This window comes from Bradyrhizobium sp. 155, from assembly GCF_023101105.1.
GTDB classification, from domain to species: Bacteria; Pseudomonadota; Alphaproteobacteria; order Rhizobiales; family Xanthobacteraceae; genus Bradyrhizobium; species Bradyrhizobium canariense_D.
The window spans coordinates 3,305,511-3,326,475 of the sequence record NZ_CP064704.1; the positions used below are offsets into that span (position 1 = coordinate 3,305,511).

Genomic DNA, 20,965 nt, shown 5'->3' on the forward strand with positions numbered 1-20,965 from the left:
ATGGCTCAATCCGAAGACATGACGCGCTGCATCGCGCTCTGCATGAGCTGCTATCAGACCTGCCTCGGCACCGCGATGAACCATTGCCTCGAGACCGGCGGCAAGCACGTCGAGCCCAAGCATTTCCGCCTGATGATGGCGTGCGCCGAAATGTGCCGGACGGCGGCGCATTTCATGCTGATCAATACGCCGCATCACCGGCACACATGCGGCGAATGCGCCGAAATTTGCAGCGAATGCGCCGAGGATTGCGAACGGGTCGGCGGCATGGACGAGTGCGTCGCCATGTGCCGCTCCTGCGCGCAATCCTGCCGTGCGATGGCGGCCTGAGGACAAGCCCATGCTGGAAGAGAAACTCACGGAAGCCATCGTCGAGGAGCTGAAGCGGCAGGCGGCGAACCGGCCGCAATCGCTGAAGGTCGAACGGGCGCACGACGCGAAAGCCTCGGAGGAGCTGATCGTCAACGGCAAGATCGACTTGGCCGCGCTGGTCATGGTGATCGCCGGATCGGTCGCCGGCGGGCCTTAGGTCCGGCCGTCAACGGCGCCCTCAGCCATATTCCTCGCCGATGCCGTATTCCCGGTAGATCTCCAGCGGATCGAGGTCGGGAAAAAGCCGGCATTTGGCCTGGGCGAGATGCAGGGTCACCGCCGCCGGCTCCTTGCCGTTCGCGAGCATCTTGCGGATGTCGTCCATATGCGCGCTCGGCTGGTGCTTGGTGTCGAGCTGCTCCAGCGCGACCAGCGCAGTCGCCAGCGCCTCGGTCAGAACCCAGTCGTCGTGGCCGGTGATTCCCTTCTTCGGCATCGGCAGACCCCACATGTGGCGACCCCAGTCTATCGGGACTTCCGCCAAATCTCCAAGGAGCCGTTGCAGCCAACAGGCGCGCGGACGGCTCGACGGCCGGGGCTCCGGCTTGCATTATGGCCGGGCGTGGCTAAAAGGCGGCATCGCCGGGGCAATAGTATCTTTGTTGAAACAAAGTTGGCGTAGACGGGGCTGCATGGCATTCAGGCCGGCTGTTCCGGTCTGGGCTCCTGATCCCCGCATTTGCAACACGGTCGGTTGCGCCACCCTTCAAGGCTTAAGCCCGCATGGTCTTTTTAAGCTTCGTCTATCGCTTCGTGACCAACTTCGCATTCATGGCGATGGTCTATTTCAGCCTGAATTTCATGGAGAAGTACCAGAACCGGGCGATTATCGCGATCCTGGTGCTGGTCTATACCGGCATGCGCGCAGCTTCGACGCTGCGGGCGTTCTACTTTTACCAGAAGATCGAGAAGCTGGAAGCCGAGACCAAGCGCCTTCAGGCTCCGCTCAATGACGGCACTGGCGGAACGAGTGTGCGCAAGCAGGTCGTGGTTGACGTCGCCCGGCTGCGGCGCGACGGCGAGGTCAAGTCCTATATGGACCTGTTCTTCCTGGCGCTGATCGTATTGCTCTGCGTCGCCAACATCATGCGACAGTAAGCTCTACTGCGCGCGCTTCTTCAGGCTTGCCACACGGGTCGGGCGCGGCGCTGTGCTCTTGGGCGCGGCGCTCTTGGGGGCAGTGCTCTTGGCTGCAGTGCCCTCGGTCTCTGCGGCGTGGTTCGGTGTGCCATGAGCAGCGCGCGCGGTGCGGCGAGCGTGCCACTTGCCGGCTTTGACCTTGGCCGCAGGAGGCGTCTCGGCCGCCATTGCCAGGCGCGTCGCGGCGCGCCGCGACAAGGTCGTCGACAGCAGCACCTCGACCGAGCCTTCCGGGATCGCAAAGAGATCGCGGCCAGGCGCGGGCAGGGTGGCCGCGACATTGGCGAGCGCCATGGTCTTGCGCGGCAGCAGCGGTTGGTGCGCGGCCTGTGCGTTGAGGTCGGCCAGCGAGGGTGCCGGAAGCGTCTTGGTCTGCGCGAACACGAAGTTCGGCACGGCCGGCCAGCGCGCGATCGGTGTGGTCTCGGTCGGCGGATGCAGCAGCCATTCCACCGGCGTTGTCGGCGTCGCCAGCTGCTCGGCGGTCGCGGGCACCACGTGCACGATGCGATAGCCGCGCGCCTTGAGGTCGCGGATGATCTTCGGCAGCGCCGCCACCGTGCGGGCCTGGATGTCGTGCAGCAGCAGGATGCCCTTGCCCTTGGCCTCAAGCCGCTGGATTGCGAGCTGATAGACGCGATCGGGCGACACATGGCGCCAGTCGTCCGCCGGGAAATCGGCGCTCCAGACCTGGATGCCGCGCGAGATCAGAACGTTCTCGACGCCGTCGGCGCGCATCAGGCCGGGAATGCGGAAGAACGGCGCGAGCTTGGACGGATCGGTCATTGCGGCCGATGTCCACTCGATGCCGCCATTGATCTGCGCCTCGGCCTTGTCGAGCGGCATCCGGTCCATTGTGAGCGGATGCGTCATGCTGTGGGTGCCGACGGTATGGCCCGCTGCGACCAGCTTGCGCACGCCTTCCGGGTTCGCCTTGGCCTGTTCGCCAATGATGAAGAAGGTCGCCTTGATGCACTCGTCGGCGAGGATCTGCAGCACCTGGTTGGAATATTTCGGCAACGGACCGTCGTCGAAGGTCAGGACGACTTCATGGTCCTTCAGCGGCAGCGTCTCGCGGTACTGCATGGTGCCGATGCGGGGATGCTCGTGCGGATCGACCACGAGCGTGCGGGAGGTCCCGAGCGCGTCCGGATGGCCGGGGCAGTCGGCCGCAATGGCCGGCGAGCCGATGGTCAGGACACCAAGGAATCCGCCAAGAAAGCTGCCAAGGCAAAGGACGATCCACGATCGCGTCCGAGCAACAACGCTACTTCCGATCATGAACCCGGTCTGCCCTCTTACGCGATTGCCGCCATAGTAGGTCGGAGACATCAGCAAACGGTTCAGGCGCAAGAACCCCGACCCAGAACCCTGCCGCGACAAGTCCCCTTGATACTTGCATGGCGTAGCATGAACGGACTGTTAATAGGGCCCAAATCACCCCATTTTGCACCGGCGTGACATTCCGGCATCAATGCGCGTCGGCACTCTTCTGTGATGCACCCGCCGGCACGACGTGAACCACCCGATAGCGGTTCTCCCTCAGATACCGCAGGAAGGCCGGCATGATCGCAGCCGTACGCGCCTTGGGATCGTGGAACAGGATGATACCCTTGCCGGCGGCGGCGAGCCGCTCGGTGACGAGCTTCATTTCCTGCTCCGGCGTCATCTCGTTCCAGTCGCTGGCCCACAGGTCGGCCCCGAACACCACGATGCCGCGGGACTGGAGCAGGTCAAGCTCGGCTGGCGTCGCCTCGAAATAGGGGAAGCGGAAGAACGGGGTCGCGGGCGTCGTTGTCGAGGTGCCGTGCAGAGCCAGCTCGACGGCCGCGATGCCGCGGTCGATTTCGCTCTTCGCTTTGTCGAACGGAATGCGCGCCATGAACGGGTGCGAGAAGGTGTGGTGACCGATGCTGTGGCCCTCGCGCGCGATGCGCTTGACCATGTCAGGGTGTTCGGAGGCGTGCAGGCCGATCAGGAAGAAGGTCGCGCGCACGCATTCCTGCGCCAGTGCCACCAATACCTTCGACGTCGTCGGCGGATGCGGCCCGTCGTCGAAGGTCAGCACGACCTCGTGATCGGCAAGCTCCAGCGTCTGCGGAAAGCTCTTCAGGCCCACGCGCGGCGCGGTCTTGGCGTCGACGCTCAGAATGCGGGAGGTGCCGAGCGCGTCCTTGCGCGGGCACTCGGCGGCTTCACTCGAGGCGATGCCGGTGAGGGCGGCGAGGGCTGCGCCTGCCGACATCGAGGTCCACCTCAGTCGAAGCATCTTTGTCATTGCGCTCAGAGTTGCCTTGTGGGTATTGCCTGAACCGTCAGCTCAGACCACTCGTTCCAACCTGTCGAACGGCGAGGCGCGCCATGGATGAACATCTGGACGGTGCCGCATCTGCCGCGGAATCGGTACTCGACCACGTGCCGATGCGCAATGAAGACGGCGAAATTCGTCACGAATTCGTCGCGGAAATTACCCATGCGATCGAGGCCGGCGACAGCGCCGCGCTGCGCGCCTGCGTTGCCGAGCTGCACGAGGCCGATCTCGGCGATCTCATTGGGGCTCTCGAGCCCGACGATCGGGTCCGCCTGGTTGAGCTGACGGGGCGCGATTTCGACTTCTCCGCGCTGAACGAGCTCGACGAGGGCGTGCGCGAGGAGATCCTCGAGGAACTGCCGCCGCAGACGGTCGCGGAAGGTGTGCGCGAGCTCGAATCCGATGACGCGGTCGAGCTGCTGGAAACGCTCGATCAGGCCGATCAGGAGGAGATCCTCGAGAAGCTGCCGCTCAAGGAGCGCGTCGTGCTCGAGCGCAGCCTGCTTTATCCGGAGAACTCCGCCGGCCGCCGGATGCAGACCGAGTTCATCGCCGTGCCGCAGGATTTCACCGTGGGGCAGGCGATCGACTACATGCGCGAGACGCCGGATCTGCCAGACCGCTTCTACGAGATCTACGTCGTCGACAAGGAGCAGCACTGGCAGGGCGCGGTCTCGCTCGACGTGCTGCTGCGCGCCCGCCGCCCGGTGGCGCTTGCCGAACTGACCGACGAGGATCGCCGCCGCGTCTCCGTCCTGGAGGACCAGGAGGAGGTGGCGCGCATGTTCGGCAAGTACAATCTCGTCGCAGCCCCGGTGCTCGACACCCAGGACCGCCTCGTCGGCGTCATCACCGTCGACGACGTCGTCGACGTCATCGAGGAAGAGGCGGACGAGGACCTCAAGGCGCTCGGCGGCGTCAACAGCGACGAAGAGCTGTCCGACACCGTGTTCACCATTGCACGCGCGCGGTTCAACTGGCTGCTGGTCAATCTCGCCACCGCCTTTCTGGCGTCGTCCGTGCTCGGCCTGTTCGAGGGGCAGCTCGAGAAGATGGTGGCGCTCGCCGTGCTGGCGCCGATCGTCGCAAGCCAGGGCGGCAATGCCGCGACCCAGACCATGACGGTCGCGGTGCGGGCGCTGGCGACGCGCGAGCTCGGCTCCTCCAATGCCTGGCGCGTGGTGGTGCGCGAGGGCCTGGTCGGCCTCGTCAACGGTCTCGCCTTTGCCGTGATCACGGGCGTCGCTGCGGTGGCCTGGTTCAGGATCCCGGGCCTCGGCCTGGTCATCGGGCTCGCCATCATCGTGAACCTCTTCGCCGGCGCACTCGGAGGCATCCTGATCCCGATGGCGCTCGAACGTGTCAGGGCCGATCCGGCCGTGGCCTCCGGCACGTTCGTGACAACGGTCACTGACGTCGTCGGCTTCTTCTCCTTCCTCGGCATCGCGACGTTGTGGTTCGGGTTGAGGTAGGGCTACACGCACTCTCGTCTCCCCGGCGCGCTGCAACGCCCTTGGCGTTGCTGCGCAACCGGGACCCAGAAGCGGCACAGTATTGCAGCGACATGGGCCCCGGCTCTGCAGCGCACCGCTGAAGAAGCGCTGCGCTGCGTCCGGGGCACGAGACCGTATACGCAGCCATCATCTTTAATCCGAACTTAAGCGAGCTGCCGCATCATCGCCTTGCTTGGGGGAATGAGCATGCGTGTGCGGTTGAAGGCGGACGGACGGATTGTCGAGTTGCGGGATGGGCGGGAGTTTCCGGTCCAGCCGTTTCCAATCCAGCCCGTACCTAACGCAGCGCCGCCCGACACCAGCTCGCTCGCCGTGCGCGATTTGCGCCGCCGTGCCTGCCTGACCCAGATGGAGTTCGCGGCCAAGCTCGGCGTTCCCGTCGAGACCATCCGCAATTGGGAGCAGGGCAAGCGGGCCCCGCGGGGACCCGCCCGCGCGCTGCTCGCTGTGATCGCGCATGCGCCTGACACCGTATTCCAGGCGCTTGCCAAAGCCTGAGCTCGAGGCCTGACCTCAAGGCCTGACGTCAAGGCCTGACGTCAAGGCCTGGCACGAACCTCCCGTTAGCATTGCGCGCAAGATCCGACCCGGCGGCCGGTGTCGCCCGTTGGCAGTGTTGCCAGCCGGGTTCATAATGACGCCTGGATCATGATTTGGGGCGACCGCGACAGAGAGGATTCCTCATGCTGTTCGTCGAGACCAATGGCGCAAGGATACCGGCGATCGGGCTGGGGACCTGGGAGCTGAGCGGGCGCATGTGCACCCGTGTGGTCGAGCAGGCGCTGCGGCTCGGCTATCGCCACATCGATACCGCACAGGTCTACGAGAATGAGCGCGAGGTCGGCGACGGCTTGCGCGCCTCCGGCGTGCGCCGCGACGACATCTTCCTGACGACAAAGGTCTGGACCAATCATTTCGCGCCCCACGATCTCGAGCGCTCGGTCAAGGAGAGCCTGGCGCGCATGCGACTTCCCTCCGTCGATCTCCTGCTGCTGCACTGGCCCAATTCGCACGTGCCGCTGGAGGAGACGCTGGGCGCGCTGTCGCATGCCAAGCGCATGGGCCTGACCCGCCACATCGGCGTTTCCAATTTCACCGTGGCGCTGATCGAGCAGGCGGTGGCGTTGTCGCCGGAGCCGCTGGCCTGCAACCAGGTCGAATACCACCCTTATCTCGACCAGGCGAAGGTGAGGGCGGCCTGCGATCAGCACGGGCTCGCGCTGGTCGCCTACAGCCCGATCGCCAAGGGGCGGATCAAGACCGACCGGACGCTCGCCGAGATCGGGCGTCTGCATCACAAGACGCCGGCGCAGGTCTGCCTGCGCTGGCTGGTGCAACAGAATGTCGCTGCGATCCCGCGCACCTCGCGCGTCGAACGCCTGTCGGAAAACATCGAGATCTTCGATTTCGAGCTTTCGGACGACGAGATGGCCCAGATCGCCGCGCTGGCCAGTCCCAGGGGCCGCCTGACCGATTTCGCCTTCGCGCCAAAATGGGATTGAGAGGGGCCTGCCGTATGCTAGGACCAGCTTGGCAACCTGAAGTCAGGCGATGGAACTGCGGAAGATCATACGGACGGACATTGCAGCGTCGGCGATCGCCCATCTGACGCTGGTCGCGCTGATCATCGTGATCAGCGAAGTCCATCCGTTTCACGCCAGCCCGCCCGAATCGGTTTCCGTCAGCATCGTGACGCCGGAGCAGGTGAAGCAGGAGGAGGCCAAAGCCGAGGAGAAGACCGGGGAAAAACTCAAGGCGAAGCCGCCGGAGCCGACCCCTGACCTGAAACTGCCGAAGTTCGATTTGAACGATAAGGACAAGGCGGCGGCCGCGCCGAAGCCCGAGGCGAAGCAGCAGGCTGCGGCACAGTCCTCGAAGCAGCAGGCCTCGCCTGAACCGCCGCAGCAGAAACAGCCGCAGCCACAGCCTTCACAGACGCCGCAGCAGCGCGAGGCAAATGCGCAGCCGCAACCGCAGCCTCCACAGCCACAGCCTCAGCCATCGCAGTCGCCGCCGCCTCAGGCGACGCCGCAGCCCCCGGCGCCACAGCTACTGCCACAAGCGATGCAGCACCCGGAGGCCGCGCCGCCGCCGTCCTATCAGGCGCCGGAGCCCGACGTCACTGTCAAATACGGCGTCATGCTGGGCCTGCCGCCGGAATTGCCGACGGAGCTGCCGAAAGACGCCCCCAAAGACGATGGCGGCGATGCCAAGGATTCAATCGCGGCGAAGCTGCCGGTCGAAATCATCGCCGAGCTGCGTCGTCATTTGCGAAGCTGCGCCAAGCTGCCGGCTGGGGTCGCGCCGACCGACAACGTCAACATCAAGCTGCGCACCGTGCTCGCGACCGACGGCACGCTGGCGCGCGAGCCGATCCTGATCGAAGCCCCGCCGTCCGCAAAGGGCGTCGCGCTCGTGAAGTCCGCCATGAGCGCGCTTCAGGCCTGCCAGCCCTACAAGATGTTGCCGGCCGACAAATACGGGGAATGGAAGGTGATGGACCTGCCGTTCAGCCCGCGGGATTTCGGCGGCTAAACTCTCGCTTGGGCTACGGCCTTGCTTTGTCGCTCTGCTGTCAATCCATCTTCGCAAATATATTCCACTTTGCCGAAATTCGGACACGGCGTATGTGTTGGCCATCCCGGCTCATCCTTGAGGGGCGATCTTGTGGTCGTCATGTTCGCGAGCCGGCTTGCGGTGGACGCGGCAGCGTTCGGGTGCGAGAGGCCAAGGGCAGGGCGGATTGCTCTCTGTGAGCCCAAAGCTTCGTGCCGACGAGCGGCGCTGCAAAGCTTCGTCACGGCGCCGCCTGTCAAACCGCCACAGACGAGACGCCGGCAGCGAATACAACCTCAGCCTGAGTCGGGCGGCGAAATTGAAGCGCAGCCGCCGCGCGTGCACGGCGATTGCCGCGTCGGCGGGAGCATCAAAATGCAAAGATAATCAATGCCACCAGCAAGACGTTGAACATGCCCAACGTGAGTACGGCGATATCGAAAACGCGGATCAAGCTGATCATGGTGTCCTCCGATACACGCCAACCGGGTGCTATGATGCCTCCGCTACGACCGGGTGTCTATGCAGTTTGTGCCTGCTCGGCGACCATCGCCACAATGTCGGCCAACCGCGTTGGGTCCAGAACGCCGTGTGTGGGAGCGCGGGCGCGCTTGGGAAAAGTGGTGAAAATTCCGCCTTCGTCAACTCGCGCGGCATTGTTGACCGATGCGCTGTTGAGTTGCAACCATTTATCTCAAACCTCACTCGCCCTGTGGAGACAGGCGAGACCGTCGAAACTATCGTAGTTACCGTCGGGCATCGTGCTACCGACCAAGGCAGCTCTACCTGGCCGCTGAAGCTGCCCTCTGCTTGTTCTCTGTCCAACTCTGCTCGCCGCAGTCGCACTTGAGCGACGGATAAGCCGAGATCGCCGCTAATCCTTACAAGCCAGCCGGAGCACACGCTGGGGACACCACCATCTCGACCCAACACCTTGTGCACCGCGCGCTAGTGCCCACGATCTCGCAAGCTGGGTCGGCCGACACAATGTCGCGGCAGCACTTCGGGCACGTATATCCCGCGGTGTTTGGTGCGAAGTCATACTCCGGACCAACATAGGCGCAGATCATGTGGTGGAATACCGGAAACAAGATCAGAGCGGATGAGCCGCAAGCCGGGCAATTCGTTTGAGTCCCTTCGATCTGCATGCTGCACCTCGCTTCCTCTCACAGCTCGTCGAGCCCGAATAGTTTCACCAGCATGGAAGCGATCCGCGCGCTGAGTTGTGTGTAGTGCATGTGAACGTCGACGGCCGAGTTCAGCGCCGGGGGATGCGCGCCTGGGCTGAACTGAATTCGCGCGATTTGCGAGGCGGTACGCTCGCGCGCCGCCGATGAGCCCGCTCCGGGGTACACGTCTGACACCGGCAGAATTTCCACGATCTCGCCCAGAATTCGCCGGTTGCCGAACAGGACAAAGACTTCGTTGCCGACTTTCGGGTCGGACAGGCGTTCGTTGGGAACGTACCAGTCGACGAAGACATCGGTGGGGTCGAGAATTTGTGCGATCGGAGTGCCCGCCCGCGAATCTCTCGACGCGGCGCGCTCACATCTGCAGCTTGCTGAGGAAGCTGTCCAACTTATCGCAACCTCATCGGCCGCGAGCCTGAATTACCGCATTGACAATAAGTAGCGACGATTTCATCGTGCTGCGGAGACCGCACCCTTCCGATTTCTTCGCCGGCCTTGACCGATCCACCTCTCACCACGGTGATGCTGTTGATCTGCACGATGTAGGGCAGTGAAACCAAATATCTTGGCGAGGACACGCTGCCCGGGCCGCCGAGATAGAGAATTGGCCTCCCGAAATAGACGACAAAGAATGCGAGTATGCCGAATACGATTGTCGCATAGGCGGCGCGGACGGTCCGTCCGGCCGCGCGCCGACGGCTCTCGATAGGATCGGGAATATGCGGATCGAGTCGCGTCAGGGCCACCGTCATTTGGCCACCTCTTTTGTCCGATCTCCGAATAGTGCACGGCGAACGCGCGGTGGCACGAAATCATCGTTCCGCGACGAGGCAAAGATGATTTCCGAAGAGTAGGAAAAAAACCGCGCGCACTTCAGAGAGACGCCCTGGTACAAGGGAAAGATCAGCGCCATCTTCCAGCCAAAGTTTCCGACGGATCGTTGGAATAGGGCGAACACAAGTGCCATATTGAATACCGAGATCCAGAGCAGCAGCAGGTAGATCGCCGAGAGAAACAACACGGCATCCGGGCCGAACAACAGCACAATGTAGGCCAAGTAGAACGGCAGGCTGAGCGTCGGAACGAGATCGAAGACGATGAAGTCCAGCCTTTGGATCGTGTCCGGTAAACGCTCTAGCGGATGGCGAAAACTCAGCTCGCCATACATCATGAAACGGATGCGCAGAGCATCGCGATCCCAGCGCGCGCGCTGGCGCAACAGACTGATGCCGCTTGCGGGGCCGGCTGTTTCCGCCCAGGCGTCGGACACGAACCGAATGACATAGCCGAGCCTGCGGAGCCGTAAGGTGTACTCCATATCTTCGCCAGGGCCGACGTCGAGCCCGCCCTGCTGCGTGAAGATATCCCGCCGATACATGGAACAGGCGCCGGACAGACACGCGATCGCATCCACCACGTCGAGGATCGACCGCCCCGCAGTGATCGACATCAGGTATTCGACGCTTTGAAGTCCTGTCCATATCGAATCGCGCTCATTGCTGATCGCGATGTTGCAACTTGCGCCGGCGACGAGCGGATCGCCGAACGCAGCCGCGAGGCGCTCAACCGCGTTCGGTTCGAAGACAGTGTCGGCATCTACGGTCAGAAGAAGATCGCCGCGGGCAAACCGTGCTGCAGCGTTGATGGCAGCGCTGCGGCCGCAGCGGGTCCCATGGCAGATGACCATATCAACTAGCCCCTGCGCTCTCGCCCGCTCCGCGACCGCGCGTGTTTGGTCGGTGGAGCCGTCGTCGACGACGATGATTTCGACAGGTCGCAGGGTTTGCCGGCGCAGCGAGCTGATCGAAGGAGCAAGCCCGGAGCCGCCGTTGAAGGTCGGGATAATCACGCTTACCGTCGCCTCGCAAACCGTCCCACTGGCGCTTCGCCGCTTCGAGCTGAACAGAGCAAGAGACACCAGCGATAAGGTGTAGCGGGGTATGTCGAATATCAGCAGCGAGAAGGCGAGCAGAAACAAACTCGTTCCGGCGAGCACTTCTACCATTTCGGACATGCCGGCCACCTCCGCTGCGAAAGGACCATTCCGAGCATCCGACCAAACAAGGCGCGCAAGGCAATTATCAGATGGGAAAATGAAGACCATCGCGTTGATGGTCGAGTGGTAAATTGCGTAAACATTTGCTTTGTGTGTCTGCGCTATTCACCTCCAGCATCGGCTTGGCCAATTGACGATGGAAGCGTGCTCTCGAGTTTTGATTTTGTTGGCCTGCTGGCATCAGCATTGCGGTTTCATGCTGTTGCCGGGTCGATAAATCCGACAAGGTGACCGGTCCGGCCAACCTTTCAGGCGCAAGACGGCCTCAGTCTGGAGGGCTGAGGCCGGGGGCCGTTGATGTACCGTTGGGGTCGGTACTCTTCTATTTTAATCATGGCGAGACCACTTTGCGGTATTGTCCTGAAGGACAAGCAATCAGCACGTTGTTCCTCTCACACATCTGCGGACCGCCCGACGGGTATGACGGACCGTCGTCCGTGCTACGCACACGCCGTTGATACGTGTCCTACCGACGCCGCAGGCAGCAGCAACTTCCGTAACGAGGCTTTCGGGCTGTGCAATCGGGGCAGGTGTCATCGCCTGAGCCGATACTGCGAAGCAGAAGGCGAATGTGGCAATTCCGAGCGACTTGATCATATCGAGCTCCCTGGAAGCGCCCAACCGCCCGGCCGGCGCGGCGGAGCGATGACGCGACTCTCTCAAGTTGATGCCCGCGTCTGTAAGAGAATTGAGATAGATCAAAGCGACTTTAGGGAGTTCCATGCGGCAATCGCTGCACATAGCAGATCGAGACGCCGGCTTAGGACTATGACCGCAGACTTCCCTGTGCCTCTTGGGACAAGAGGGTGAAGTGGCCAGACTCGGGCAAAATGCGCCGCGAAGGTGCGAAGCTATAGTCGCAATTCAAGATGCGAGCTGGAAAAGTGGCGCTGCCGCCTCATGCTCCGTCATTGCGAGCGCAGCGAAGCAATCCAGTCTGCCGCCGCGGGGGGATTCTGGATTGCTTCGCTGCGCTCGCAATGACGATGTGGAGAGAGGGTGCGCCACATTCGCTCTTGTGGACGCACCGCTACTCAGCGGTGCACTGCAGAGCCGCAACACGAGCGCGTCAGGGACCGCGCCGCGTCTCCTCGCCATTCACCACCTCCGGCGCCATCGCTTCCCACGCGCTCGAGGCGAACTGCCGCCGCCAAGTCACGATCACCACGGTTGCCGTGGTCACGAACAACACCCAGGGGCTGACGAACCAGCCGAGATAGCCGAGTGCGAAGAAGAAGGCGCGCTGGCCGCGGTTGAAATGGCGGCCGGCGGATTCGAACAGGCGCGAGGTGCGGATCACATGAGCTTCGGCCTCCGGCGTGTCACGCTGCGCGGCTGCCGGCATGCCGCCGAACAGGATCGCGACATAGTTGAACAGGCGGTACGACCAGGCGAATTTGAAGAAGGCATAGACGCAGATCAGGACGAGGCCGACGCATTTCAGCTCCCACATCGCCGGCGAGGTACTGAGATCGATCGGCAGCTTGCTCAAGATCGTGATCGCGTCGTTGGTCGCGTGCAGCAGCGCCAGCGCGCCGCCGAGCGCGATCAGGCTGGTGGAGGCGAAGAAGGCGGTGCCGTTCTGCAACGAGGCCATGATCTGCATGTCGACCATGCGCGCGTCGCGGTCGAGTAGCCGGCGCACCCACACCTCGCGGTAGCGGTTCATGCGCGCCGACAGGCTGTCGCGGCCATAGGCCGATTGCTCCAGCGTCAGGGCGTAGACCAGCCATTCGATGATGAAGAAGCCGACGGCTGTGATGTCGACCCAATGCCTGCTCATGTCAGTCTCCCGGAGAGGATCGCAACGCTTGCCACGCATGGCGAGGTGCAGCAACGATTGATTGGCGGCAGGCGATGGCGTTAAAAGCGGCTCGCTTCAAGGCGTATCGAGAAGGACTGATGACATGGCTGCGCTGAAACTCGCAATCGGCAACAAGAATTACTCGTCATGGTCGATGCGGCCCTGGCTCGCGCTCCGCGCCAACGACATTCCGTTCGTGGAGACCCTCATCCCGCTCTACACCGACAATCCCGCGGACAAGGAGCAGATCATCTCGTTCAGCCGCGCCGGCAAGGTGCCGGTGCTGGTCGATGGCGACATCACGGTGTGGGATTCGCTCAGCATCATCGAATACATCGCCGAGCGCTATCCGGAAGTGAAGCTGTGGCCGGACGAGGCCGCCGCGCGCGCCCATGCCCGTTCGGTGTGCGCCGAGATGCATTCCGGCTTCATGGCCCTTCGCAACGAATGCGGCATGAACCTGCACCGTCCGGTGCGCCCCGTGACGCTGTCGGCGGACGCCGAGGCCAATATCGCGCGCGTGCAGGAGATCTGGCGCGAATGTAGGGCCCGGTATGGCGCCAATGGACCGTTCCTGTTCGGGCGCTTCGGCGCAGCGGATGCGATGTATGCCCCGGTCGTGCACCGCTTTCGCACCTACGCGATTGAGGTCACGCCGGAGACCAAGGCCTACATGGACACGATGCTGGCGCTTCCGGCGTTCCAGGAATGGACCCGGGACGCGCTCGCCGAAACGCTTGTCATCGAAAAGTTCGAGAACGTGTAATCTGCGGTGATCGGCCTCGCTCGACGTCGAGCAAGCCGGCGGCGCTCCATGCCAGGATGGTCGGCAGGGAGAGGGACCTCACGGCCCAGGAACCGCCCAAGATGGTGGATCACGCCAGCCCCGACGGCCGTTTGCCCCATACCCCCGGAAGAACCGGTTCCAGCGGTATCGTCGGCTGACGGCATCACTCTGAAATAACTGCAAAATTCGCACGTTTGCCATGTCGCATACTGCTGGCCAAAAACGCTCGTCGCATGCTATACAGCGGCCGGGTTTCCGGCCGGCCGACGCAGTGGGACCATGGGCGTGGCAGGCGTTGTTTGAGTGATGGAGAGGGTGTTGAAGCACAAATTCCCTATTGGCGCGCGCGTATTGTTCACCGCCAGCAATGTCGCACGCCCCGCTGCCAGCGGTTCGTATGAGGTCATCCGCCTCCTGCCGACCGATGGTGACGACTGTCAGTACCGGATCAAGAGCTCGACCGAAGCCTTCGAACGTGTCGCCAAGGAAAGCCAGCTCGCGCTGTCCTGAAGGCCGACGCTATCCGCGCATTGGCGCGTCCCCGGGAATTTGTATTCTGCCGCCGTCAAAAGGCCCGCTTCACCTTCAAAAGGTGGGCCGGGGGCAGTTGCCGACTCTCGGTACTCGCTTTGACCATTCGCTCTCTGCTCGCGTGAGGGGACGTCGCGCATGAACTGGGCATGGGCCTCGTCGCTCGACCAAATTTGGCGCTCGCCGGCCTTTCCAATGTGGATGATGCTGGTGGCTGCCGGCTTCTTCGGGCTGATCCTCCTGGTCACGCTGCTGCGCGCCGAACGATCGGTCGCCAACGGCGCGCTGACCGTCCTTGCGCTGCTCGCCATTGCCATCGCGCTGGCTGCTGTTGTGCGCGTCGATGGACCGGCGGGGCAGACCACGCCGACCGAGGCGCGCGCACAGGCGGCGATGACCGCGAGCCTGCCGGCGTTGTCCTGTCTCGACGATCTCGCCGGCGATGCCGTGGCCATGGGCTGCGAGAAGGCGCTGTTCGGCGCGCCGGACGTGGCCGCTGCGGCCGTCTCCACGACCGCGGCCAGGATCGACCGTCTGACGGCGCTCGGCGATGCCGCGACCGCCGAGAAGAGCCTGACGCCCGACATCAAGGTGCTGCGCAAATCGCTGGAGCGTGATCGCTATGGCTTGGTCGCGCAGGTACTGGTCGTGCGCGACGGCTGCACGCAGTTCGACTGTGCGGCCTTCCGCTCGCTGACCGACCAGCAGCAGGTCGCCGCCAACATGGATTCCCATCTCTACGACACGCTGGTCGCGCGCTACGCCCCGACCTGGAATGCGCCTGCAGCAGCGCAATCGTTGCCGGCCACTGCCGCACTTGCGGGACTGCCGCCGTCGATGCCGACGGGCAAGCCGACCAATGCCGAGTTCCCGAGTGCCTCGTCGACGCCGCCGGTCAGCATCATGAATCCCGAGCCGCCGACGCGTCAGGCGGCGCCCACCGCAAACGCGGCGGCTCCGCGCGCCCCCGCAGCGGCCTCGGCGCAGGCCGCAGCTCCCGCCGCGAAGAAGCCGCCTGCGCCGAAGGCTGCGCGGGCGCCGGCGGCAGCACCGGTTCCGCTCACGCCGCCGGCCGCGGCTGCCCCGGCTGCGGATAACGAGTAGATCGGCATTCCAAATGCGTGGCTGTCCGGCTAATGCTGGGGCATGCCACTACATCTGATCAAGCTCGCCGTCGGCTGCGAATCCGTCAAGGAATTGAAGGAGTGGACCGCCGAACGGATCCAGACCGCCAAGAAGAAGGGTCTGCCGCAACATCACATCCACATCACCCGCATGGTGCCCAAGCGCGACGCCGAGATCCTGTCGGGCGGGTCGCTCTATTGGGTGATCAAGGGCGAGGTCGCCGCGCGCGAAAAGATCATCGGCATCGAGCCGTTCCGCGACAAGGACGGCATCGGGCGCTGCCGGATCGTGATGCAGCCGAAGGTGATTCCGGTGTCGCCGCGGCCGATGCGCCCGTTCCAGGGCTGGCGCTATCTCGCCGACGATTCGGTGCCGCCCGATCTCGGCAAGTCCGCCGCCGGCTCGATCGCGGCGATGCCGGAGCCGATGCGGCGCGAACTGCGCGATCTCGGGCTGCTCTAAACCGCGATATTGTCGATCAACCGGGTGGTGCCGAGCTTGGCCGCGACCAGGATGCGCAGCGGTCCGTCGTTGCGCGAGCTGACCTGTGCCAAGGTCGCTGCATGGCGCACTTCGAAATAGTCGAGCTCAAAGCCGGCCGCCGTGATCATCGCGGCACCGCGCGCCATTGCGGGCGCGACCGCTTCGCCGGCGCGAATGCGCCCGGCGCTCTCCTTCATGGCGCGGTATAGCGTGGTCGCGGTCTGCCGCTCCTGTGGCGACAAATAGACGTTGCGCGAGGACATCGCGAGCCCGTCGCGCTCGCGCACGGTGCGGGAGCCGATCACCTTGACGCCGAGCTCGAGGTCGCGGGCCATCTGCGCCACCACCCGCAACTGCTGAAAATCCTTCTCGCCGAAGATCGCGACATCCGGCCGGCACTGGGTGAACAGCTTGCCGACGACGGTGGCGACGCCGCCGAAGAAATGCGGGCGGAAGCGGTCCTCGAGGCCAGCCAGCGCCGGTCCCTCCGGCATGATGCGGGTGGCAAAGCCCTCCGGGTACATGGCCTCGGCGCCGGGATGCCAGACGATATCGACGTCCTCGGCGGCGAGCTTGGCGAGATCGGCCTTCCAGGTTCGCGGATAGGCGCCAAAATCCTCGGTCGGAGCGAACTGGGTCGGGTTGACGAAGATCGACACCACGACGCGGCTCGCGCGCCGCTTGGCCAGGCGCACCAGCGACACATGGCCGTCATGGAGCGCTCCCATGGTCGGGACCAGCGCGATCGTCGCCTTTCGCTTGCGAAGATTGTCGACGGCGCGTCGCAAGGTGGGGACCGTGCGGGCGATCAAGGGGCTGCGTGACATCAGAACTCGACGGGATTGGGAATCGACGGGCGCGTTCCGGCGCCCGGCAGGCTAACCTTAACAAGCGGCGACCATGGACGCCATGCATCCGGATGCGGCACAGCATCCCGCGCAAAGCCGCGCAAGCGTCGCGGCATTGTGGGCTGGATCACAGACGCGAAGCGGCGCCGCGATTCATGATGAAGGTCAGCGCGCCGCGATTTGTCTTGCCTGTCACGCATTTCACTTGACCGCAGACGCGGCCAACTCGAAGATATTCGTTAGGGGTGTTGAGGATCGCGATGCTTGTGCAAGCTAGCCAAGGCCAGTCCGGCTCGGCGCATGTGGTCGTGCTCGGCAACGAGAAAGGCGGCTCCGGCAAGTCGACCACCGCCCTGCACATCGCAGTCGCGCTTCTCAAAGCCGGCCAGCGCGTCGCCACCATCGACCTCGACTGCCGTCAGCAGAGCTTTACTCACTACATCAACAACCGTTCCGCCTGGGCGCGCCGAACCAAGCTCGACCTCGAACTGCCGTTGCATCGCTGCATCAAGCTTGGCGAAACGATGCAGGTTGCCGAGAACGAGAATTCGGAGTTCCTTCAGTTCATGGAGGCGGTCTCGGCGGTCGAGAGCAGCTTCGACTTCATCGTCATCGATACGCCCGGCACCGACAGCTACCTGATGCGGCTTGCGCACTCGATGGCCGACACGCTGGTGACCCCGATCAATGACAGCTTCCTCGATTTCGATGTGCTCGGCACTGTCGATCCCGCCAATTACGCGGTGACAGGCGAGAGCCACTACGCCGAGATGGTGCGGGATGTCAGGCGCAAGCGCCGCCAGCTCGACGGTGCGACCACCGACTGGATCGTGGTGCGCAACCGCCTGTCGATGCTCGGCTCCCGCAACAAGCAGCTCGTTGCCGATGGGTTGAAGGATTTGTCGCTGCGGCTCGGCTTCCGCTACGTCGACGGCTTCGCCGAACGGGTCGTCTATCGCGAGTTCTTCCCGCGCGGTCTGACCGCGCTGGACGAGATCGACGAGGCCACGCTCGGCATGCGGCCAAATCTCGGCCATCTCACCGCACGGGAGGAGGTGACGAGCCTGCTCCGCCAGCTCAAGCTTCCGCTCGACGAGCGCGGACGTCGCCGCGCGGCCAATCGCGCCGAGTGGTTCAACCAGGTCGACAAGCCGCTCGAGGTCCACGACATCCTCGGCGCTTGAGGCGGCGGTACATCGCTACTTCCAGTCGATCAAGAGGCCGGTCTCCCCCGGGGAACCGAGCCCGCGCTCGACCGTTTTCACCCCGTGTTTACTGCAAAACGGAACCCGATCGAGACAGGTTGCGTCGGATGGTGACGTGCACCCTGACGTAGCCGTGTGAGAGCGAGATGCCCAAGAAACGTGTGCGCCGCACAATGAAAGGGCTGCCGGTTCACAATATTTGGCCTTCCTGTCACGCGGCTGTGACATATATTAGGGAATAGGCGACCAGGGGCCGAAGAGCTCCGGAAGAACACGATTTTCAACAGGGATTCAGGCCGCAAGAGCCTGAGGCTGAGGACGAAAATGAAGCGTGGAATTGCCGTTCTGGTTTCGGTCAGTGCCCTCTGTGGCGTCGCCTATTTCACGGCGAGCAAGTGGGCAATCAGGCACGAGACCATCACCTTCTACGATGCCTCGCGCGACAACCGTGCGGTGCCCGTCGATATCGCGATCCGTCGTGACAAGGAAATGCAGGCCAATGCCGGCATGATCACGATGCCGGTCGCCGTGATCAACCACGGCAACACCGTCAAGAACACCGAGTACGGCTTCCTCGCCAACATTTTCGCCGCGCGCGGCTACCTCGTCGTCAGCCCGCAGCATGATTTGCCGACCGATCCACCGATGGTGACCAAGCCGGGCGAGATCTATGTCGGCCGGCTGCCGCAGATCCTGCGCGGCGTCGCCAACATCCATCTCGCCATGCAGGAGATGAAGAAGGTTCAGCCCAACGCCGACTACGAAAAGGTGACGATGGTCGGCCACTCCATGGGCGGCGACATCACGATGTATTTCGCCAAGCAGTATCCGGATGAGGTCAAGAAGGTCGTCACACTCGACAATCTTCGCGTGCCCTTCGTCACCGCCGGGAAGTTCAAGATCCTGTCGTTCCGCTCCACCGATCCGCAGTTCAAGGCCGATGCGGGTGTGATCCCGACCGACGAAGAATGCGAGAAGGCCGGCATCCAGGTCGTGAAGACCGAATTCCAGCACAACGACATGCGCGACACCGGTCCGGATGCTGCCAAGAACTCGATCCAGGGCATGCTCGACAAGTTCCTGAGCGCGACCGACAGTGAAGTGGCGCCGGTCGACACGCAATCGTCCCCACCCAAGATTCTCGAGCCCGGGCCGGTCGCTTTGATGGCGCCCGCCAAGAGCTGACGCCTTCCTCGTCGTCGATACCAATTTCAAAGCCTCCGCCGGCTGCCGCCTGCGGGGGCTTTGCGCATTGACCGGGCTGCATGTGCTGACCACATTAGCCGCTCACGCAAGGGTCAAGGAAATGTCCGGCGAACCCATCAAACCGCGCGGCCGCGATGCCGTCTCGGCGCAACCAGGCGACGCTGTGCCGCAGGCGGGGACCTCGACCTCGGAGGACATCGCCGCCTTCGTCGCCAACGCGCGCGCGCTGTCACCGCATGCGCCCGGTGCAAAAGGGCGGCTGATCTTCGCGCTGGATGCGACGATGAGCCGGCAGCCGACCTGGGACATGGCTTGCGCGCTTCAGGCCGACATGTTCCGTGAGACCGCCGCGCTCGGCAGTCTCGACATCCGGCTCGTCTACTATCGCGGCTTCGACGAGTGCCGCGCCACGGGATGGATCTCCGACAGCGCCAGGCTGGCGGCGCTGATGAGCAAGATCGATTGCCGTGGCGGCGACACCCAGATCGGCAAGGTGCTGAGCGAGGCGCGGCGCGAGGCCGTCGCATCCGGCGTGCGCGCCGTCGTCTTCGTCGGCGACGCCATGGAGGAGAACGTCGACCAGCTCTGCGCCAAGGCAGGCGAGCTCGGCATGCTCAAAGTGCCTGTGTTCGTCTTTCAGGAAGGCCATGACGCGGTGGCCGAGAAGGCCTTTCGCGAGATCGCGCGCCTGACCGGCGGCGCTTGGTGCCGGTTCGATCCGGGCGCGGCGGCGCAGTTGCGCGAGCTGTTGCGCGCAGCCGCCGCCTACGCGGCCGGCGGACGCGAGGCGCTGTTGCAATTGGCGAAGACCGCCAGTGGCGCGGCCAGGCTGATCGGCCAGATGAAGTAGCGCTGGCGCAAGGACACGATGCTTTTTGGCGGTAGGCCGACTATATTCCGGCCATGACCCTGATCGCCGGCGCTATCGCCATTATCACCCTTTATTTGCTGCTCCAGATGTTCCGTTCGGCCAATCCGGCCGTGCTGGCACGCGCGATCAGGTTCGGTGGCGGCGTGGTGGCGCTGGCTGTCGCAGCGTTCACGGGCTTGAAGGGCGAACTGGTGGTGGCGATCCCGCTCGGGATATTCGGCGCCGGGCTCTTGGGCTGGACACCGATGGCAAACGCCGGCTTCGGCAATATCGGCGGGCTGTTCGGCGGGGGCGCGACGCGCCCGGCCGGTCAGGCCTCGCGCGTGCGCTCGCAATTCCTGGATATGCGGCTCGATCACGATTCCGGCCAGCTCGGAGGCCAGATCGTCGCCGGGCCTCACGCCGGGCGCGATCTCGATGAGTTTGATCTCGCGGCCCTGCTGGCAATGGTCCCGGCGTTCGACGCCGAGAGCGTGGCCCTACTTGAAAGCTATCTGGACCGCCGGTTTCCCGCTTGGCGTCAGAACGCGCAGGGCGACGCGGCAGGGGGGCAGCGCCGCACGGTGGCGAGCGGTAAAATGACGACGGAGGAGGCCTATCAGATCCTTGGCCTGCAGCCGGGGGCGGGGCGTGACGACATCAGCCGGGCTCACAAGTCCCTGATGAAGAAACTGCATCCCGACCAGGGGGGCTCGACGTATCTCGCTGCCCGTGTAAACGAGGCCAAGGATACTCTGCTTCGCACGCATAACGGCTAACTCCGGCACCACGCTACAAACGCTCGTCCCGCGTGAGCTCTGCTTGCTCTGTTTGCCGTCGCCCCGATGCCCGCCATTGTCGGCGTGGTCGATCCCTTGCGTAAAGTTTTAACCGTAAATCCTTGACGAGAGGTTGTCGTGGAACAGCCTCGTCGGTCACCGCATCCCGAAAATGAAAATGCCCGCGCAAGGCGCGGGCATTTTCATT

General features: G+C 63.8%; 24 protein-coding genes. 15 read left to right on the top strand and 9 right to left on the bottom strand.

The features are described 5' to 3' along the window. Positions 1 to 330, top strand: a complete 330-nt coding sequence (locus IVA93_RS16095) for a four-helix bundle copper-binding protein (RefSeq protein WP_007611368.1) — start codon at positions 1 to 3, stop codon at positions 328 to 330. A 10-nt stretch (positions 331 to 340) separates the two neighbouring features. Then, complete coding sequence (locus IVA93_RS16100; RefSeq protein WP_018455203.1) at positions 341 to 529, top strand: hypothetical protein; 189 nt, start codon at positions 341 to 343, stop codon at positions 527 to 529. A gap of 21 nt (positions 530 to 550) precedes the next feature. On the opposite strand, the gene IVA93_RS16105 is transcribed toward IVA93_RS16100, so the two are convergent. Next, the gene (locus tag IVA93_RS16105; RefSeq protein WP_240543306.1) at positions 551 to 808 is read right to left on the bottom strand and encodes a hypothetical protein; all 258 of its coding nucleotides are present in this window, start codon (positions 806 to 808) and stop codon (positions 551 to 553) included. A 287-nt stretch (positions 809 to 1,095) separates the two neighbouring features. Between IVA93_RS16105 and IVA93_RS16110 the strand changes: the two genes are divergently transcribed. Then, positions 1,096 to 1,470 (top strand): hypothetical protein, encoded by a 375-nt coding sequence (locus IVA93_RS16110; protein ID WP_018455201.1) that lies wholly within the window; start codon positions 1,096 to 1,098, stop codon positions 1,468 to 1,470. A 3-nt stretch (positions 1,471 to 1,473) separates the two neighbouring features. On the opposite strand, the gene IVA93_RS16115 is transcribed toward IVA93_RS16110, so the two are convergent. Beyond that, positions 1,474 to 2,793, bottom strand: coding sequence for a polysaccharide deacetylase family protein (locus tag IVA93_RS16115; protein ID WP_247392995.1), 1,320 nt, complete (start codon positions 2,791 to 2,793; stop codon positions 1,474 to 1,476). A gap of 190 nt (positions 2,794 to 2,983) precedes the next feature. Continuing rightward, positions 2,984 to 3,757: a polysaccharide deacetylase family protein gene (locus IVA93_RS16120; RefSeq protein ID WP_162496377.1), complete on the bottom strand. Its 774-nt coding sequence runs from the start codon at positions 3,755 to 3,757 to the stop codon at positions 2,984 to 2,986. A 116-nt stretch (positions 3,758 to 3,873) separates the two neighbouring features. On the opposite strand from IVA93_RS16120, the gene mgtE reads away from it, so the two are divergent. The 4 genes from mgtE (at position 3,874) to tolA (ending at position 7,872) form a co-directional block, all read left to right on the top strand. Beyond that, the gene (mgtE, locus tag IVA93_RS16125) at positions 3,874 to 5,295 is read left to right on the top strand and encodes a magnesium transporter (protein WP_018455198.1); all 1,422 of its coding nucleotides are present in this window, start codon (positions 3,874 to 3,876) and stop codon (positions 5,293 to 5,295) included. A gap of 222 nt (positions 5,296 to 5,517) precedes the next feature. Then, complete coding sequence (gene relB / locus IVA93_RS16130) at positions 5,518 to 5,835, top strand: type II toxin-antitoxin system RelB family anti-toxin transcriptional regulator (RefSeq protein ID WP_085351361.1); 318 nt, start codon at positions 5,518 to 5,520, stop codon at positions 5,833 to 5,835. A 185-nt stretch (positions 5,836 to 6,020) separates the two neighbouring features. Further along, entirely contained in the window at positions 6,021 to 6,839 is an 819-nt protein-coding gene (locus IVA93_RS16135) for an aldo/keto reductase (RefSeq protein ID WP_018455196.1), read from the top strand. Between the two features lie 49 nt (positions 6,840 to 6,888). Then, positions 6,889 to 7,872 carry a cell envelope integrity protein TolA gene (tolA, locus tag IVA93_RS16140; protein WP_085384444.1) on the top strand — a complete coding sequence of 328 codons (984 nt, stop codon included), beginning with the start codon at positions 6,889 to 6,891 and terminating at the stop codon, positions 7,870 to 7,872. A gap of 541 nt (positions 7,873 to 8,413) precedes the next feature. On the opposite strand, the gene IVA93_RS16145 is transcribed toward tolA, so the two are convergent. The 5 genes from IVA93_RS16145 to IVA93_RS16165 all read right to left on the bottom strand — a co-directional run bounded on the left by IVA93_RS16145 (position 8,414) and on the right by IVA93_RS16165 (position 12,922). After that, on the bottom strand, positions 8,414 to 8,578 hold the full coding sequence (locus IVA93_RS16145) for a hypothetical protein (RefSeq protein WP_247336178.1): 165 nt from the start codon (positions 8,576 to 8,578) through the stop codon (positions 8,414 to 8,416). Positions 8,579 to 9,059: 481 nt separating this feature from the next. Beyond that, a complete protein-coding gene (locus IVA93_RS16150; RefSeq protein ID WP_085395607.1) occupies positions 9,060 to 9,272 on the bottom strand; it encodes a hypothetical protein in 213 nt (70 codons plus the stop codon). A 200-nt stretch (positions 9,273 to 9,472) separates the two neighbouring features. Further along, complete coding sequence (locus IVA93_RS16155; protein WP_231190835.1) at positions 9,473 to 9,835, bottom strand: hypothetical protein; 363 nt, start codon at positions 9,833 to 9,835, stop codon at positions 9,473 to 9,475. Beyond that, positions 9,832 to 11,097, bottom strand: coding sequence for a glycosyltransferase family 2 protein (locus IVA93_RS16160; RefSeq protein WP_247541084.1), 1,266 nt, complete (start codon positions 11,095 to 11,097; stop codon positions 9,832 to 9,834). Before IVA93_RS16160 ends, IVA93_RS16155 begins: the two co-directional genes overlap by 4 nt. Before the next feature lie 1,111 nt (positions 11,098 to 12,208). Further along, positions 12,209 to 12,922 (bottom strand): DUF599 domain-containing protein, encoded by a 714-nt coding sequence (locus IVA93_RS16165; protein WP_018455192.1) that lies wholly within the window; start codon positions 12,920 to 12,922, stop codon positions 12,209 to 12,211. A 124-nt stretch (positions 12,923 to 13,046) separates the two neighbouring features. Here IVA93_RS16165 and IVA93_RS16170 point away from each other — a divergent pair, with 124 nt between their 5' ends. The 4 genes from IVA93_RS16170 to IVA93_RS16185 all read left to right on the top strand — a co-directional run bounded on the left by IVA93_RS16170 (position 13,047) and on the right by IVA93_RS16185 (position 15,848). Next, a complete protein-coding gene (locus IVA93_RS16170) occupies positions 13,047 to 13,709 on the top strand; it encodes a glutathione S-transferase family protein (RefSeq protein ID WP_018455191.1) in 663 nt (220 codons plus the stop codon). A gap of 327 nt (positions 13,710 to 14,036) precedes the next feature. Continuing rightward, positions 14,037 to 14,240: a hypothetical protein gene (locus IVA93_RS16175; RefSeq protein ID WP_007611353.1), complete on the top strand. Its 204-nt coding sequence runs from the start codon at positions 14,037 to 14,039 to the stop codon at positions 14,238 to 14,240. A gap of 159 nt (positions 14,241 to 14,399) precedes the next feature. Beyond that, complete coding sequence (locus IVA93_RS16180) at positions 14,400 to 15,365, top strand: hypothetical protein (RefSeq protein ID WP_085395608.1); 966 nt, start codon at positions 14,400 to 14,402, stop codon at positions 15,363 to 15,365. Positions 15,366 to 15,407: 42 nt separating this feature from the next. Further along, positions 15,408 to 15,848: a DUF1489 family protein gene (locus tag IVA93_RS16185; RefSeq protein WP_085395609.1), complete on the top strand. Its 441-nt coding sequence runs from the start codon at positions 15,408 to 15,410 to the stop codon at positions 15,846 to 15,848. Here the strand turns inward: IVA93_RS16185 and panC are convergent. Then, positions 15,845 to 16,696 (bottom strand): pantoate--beta-alanine ligase, encoded by an 852-nt coding sequence (gene panC, locus IVA93_RS16190; RefSeq protein ID WP_085395610.1) that lies wholly within the window; start codon positions 16,694 to 16,696, stop codon positions 15,845 to 15,847. The genes IVA93_RS16185 and panC overlap by 4 nt on opposite strands. 281 nt (positions 16,697 to 16,977) lie before the next feature. Between panC and IVA93_RS16195 the strand changes: the two genes are divergently transcribed. The 4 genes from IVA93_RS16195 (at position 16,978) to IVA93_RS16210 (ending at position 20,757) form a co-directional block, all read left to right on the top strand. Next, positions 16,978 to 17,901, top strand: coding sequence for a division plane positioning ATPase MipZ (locus tag IVA93_RS16195; RefSeq protein WP_018455186.1), 924 nt, complete (start codon positions 16,978 to 16,980; stop codon positions 17,899 to 17,901). Between the two features lie 345 nt (positions 17,902 to 18,246). Further along, entirely contained in the window at positions 18,247 to 19,107 is an 861-nt protein-coding gene (locus IVA93_RS16200; RefSeq protein ID WP_007603233.1) for an alpha/beta fold hydrolase, read from the top strand. 121 nt (positions 19,108 to 19,228) lie between these two features. Beyond that, entirely contained in the window at positions 19,229 to 19,978 is a 750-nt protein-coding gene (locus tag IVA93_RS16205) for a vWA domain-containing protein (RefSeq protein ID WP_018455185.1), read from the top strand. Between the two features lie 53 nt (positions 19,979 to 20,031). Beyond that, positions 20,032 to 20,757, top strand: coding sequence for a DnaJ domain-containing protein (locus IVA93_RS16210; RefSeq protein ID WP_018455184.1), 726 nt, complete (start codon positions 20,032 to 20,034; stop codon positions 20,755 to 20,757). Positions 20,758 to 20,965 lie beyond the last annotated feature (208 nt).

Coding starts and splice junctions, on each gene's coding strand:
- IVA93_RS16115 (WP_247392995.1), bottom strand. CDS start 2,793: ATGATCGGAAGTAGCGTTGTTGCTCGGACGCGATCGTGGATCGTCCTT.
- relB (WP_085351361.1), top strand. CDS start 5,518: ATGAGCATGCGTGTGCGGTTGAAGGCGGACGGACGGATTGTCGAGTTG.
- IVA93_RS16095 (WP_007611368.1), top strand. CDS start 1: ATGGCTCAATCCGAAGACATGACGCGCTGCATCGCGCTCTGCATGAGC.
- mgtE (WP_018455198.1), top strand. CDS start 3,874: ATGGATGAACATCTGGACGGTGCCGCATCTGCCGCGGAATCGGTACTC.
- IVA93_RS16175 (WP_007611353.1), top strand. CDS start 14,037: ATGGAGAGGGTGTTGAAGCACAAATTCCCTATTGGCGCGCGCGTATTG.
- IVA93_RS16205 (WP_018455185.1), top strand. CDS start 19,229: ATGTCCGGCGAACCCATCAAACCGCGCGGCCGCGATGCCGTCTCGGCG.
- IVA93_RS16155 (WP_231190835.1), bottom strand. CDS start 9,835: ATGACGGTGGCCCTGACGCGACTCGATCCGCATATTCCCGATCCTATC.
- IVA93_RS16210 (WP_018455184.1), top strand. CDS start 20,032: ATGACCCTGATCGCCGGCGCTATCGCCATTATCACCCTTTATTTGCTG.
- IVA93_RS16165 (WP_018455192.1), bottom strand. CDS start 12,922: ATGAGCAGGCATTGGGTCGACATCACAGCCGTCGGCTTCTTCATCATC.
- IVA93_RS16135 (WP_018455196.1), top strand. CDS start 6,021: ATGCTGTTCGTCGAGACCAATGGCGCAAGGATACCGGCGATCGGGCTG.
- IVA93_RS16185 (WP_085395609.1), top strand. CDS start 15,408: ATGCCACTACATCTGATCAAGCTCGCCGTCGGCTGCGAATCCGTCAAG.
- tolA (WP_085384444.1), top strand. CDS start 6,889: ATGGAACTGCGGAAGATCATACGGACGGACATTGCAGCGTCGGCGATC.
- panC (WP_085395610.1), bottom strand. CDS start 16,696: ATGTCACGCAGCCCCTTGATCGCCCGCACGGTCCCCACCTTGCGACGC.
- IVA93_RS16100 (WP_018455203.1), top strand. CDS start 341: ATGCTGGAAGAGAAACTCACGGAAGCCATCGTCGAGGAGCTGAAGCGG.
- IVA93_RS16195 (WP_018455186.1), top strand. CDS start 16,978: ATGCTTGTGCAAGCTAGCCAAGGCCAGTCCGGCTCGGCGCATGTGGTC.
- IVA93_RS16200 (WP_007603233.1), top strand. CDS start 18,247: ATGAAGCGTGGAATTGCCGTTCTGGTTTCGGTCAGTGCCCTCTGTGGC.
- IVA93_RS16160 (WP_247541084.1), bottom strand. CDS start 11,097: ATGTCCGAAATGGTAGAAGTGCTCGCCGGAACGAGTTTGTTTCTGCTC.
- IVA93_RS16170 (WP_018455191.1), top strand. CDS start 13,047: ATGGCTGCGCTGAAACTCGCAATCGGCAACAAGAATTACTCGTCATGG.
- IVA93_RS16105 (WP_240543306.1), bottom strand. CDS start 808: ATGCCGAAGAAGGGAATCACCGGCCACGACGACTGGGTTCTGACCGAG.
- IVA93_RS16110 (WP_018455201.1), top strand. CDS start 1,096: ATGGTCTTTTTAAGCTTCGTCTATCGCTTCGTGACCAACTTCGCATTC.
- IVA93_RS16180 (WP_085395608.1), top strand. CDS start 14,400: ATGAACTGGGCATGGGCCTCGTCGCTCGACCAAATTTGGCGCTCGCCG.
- IVA93_RS16120 (WP_162496377.1), bottom strand. CDS start 3,757: ATGTCGGCAGGCGCAGCCCTCGCCGCCCTCACCGGCATCGCCTCGAGT.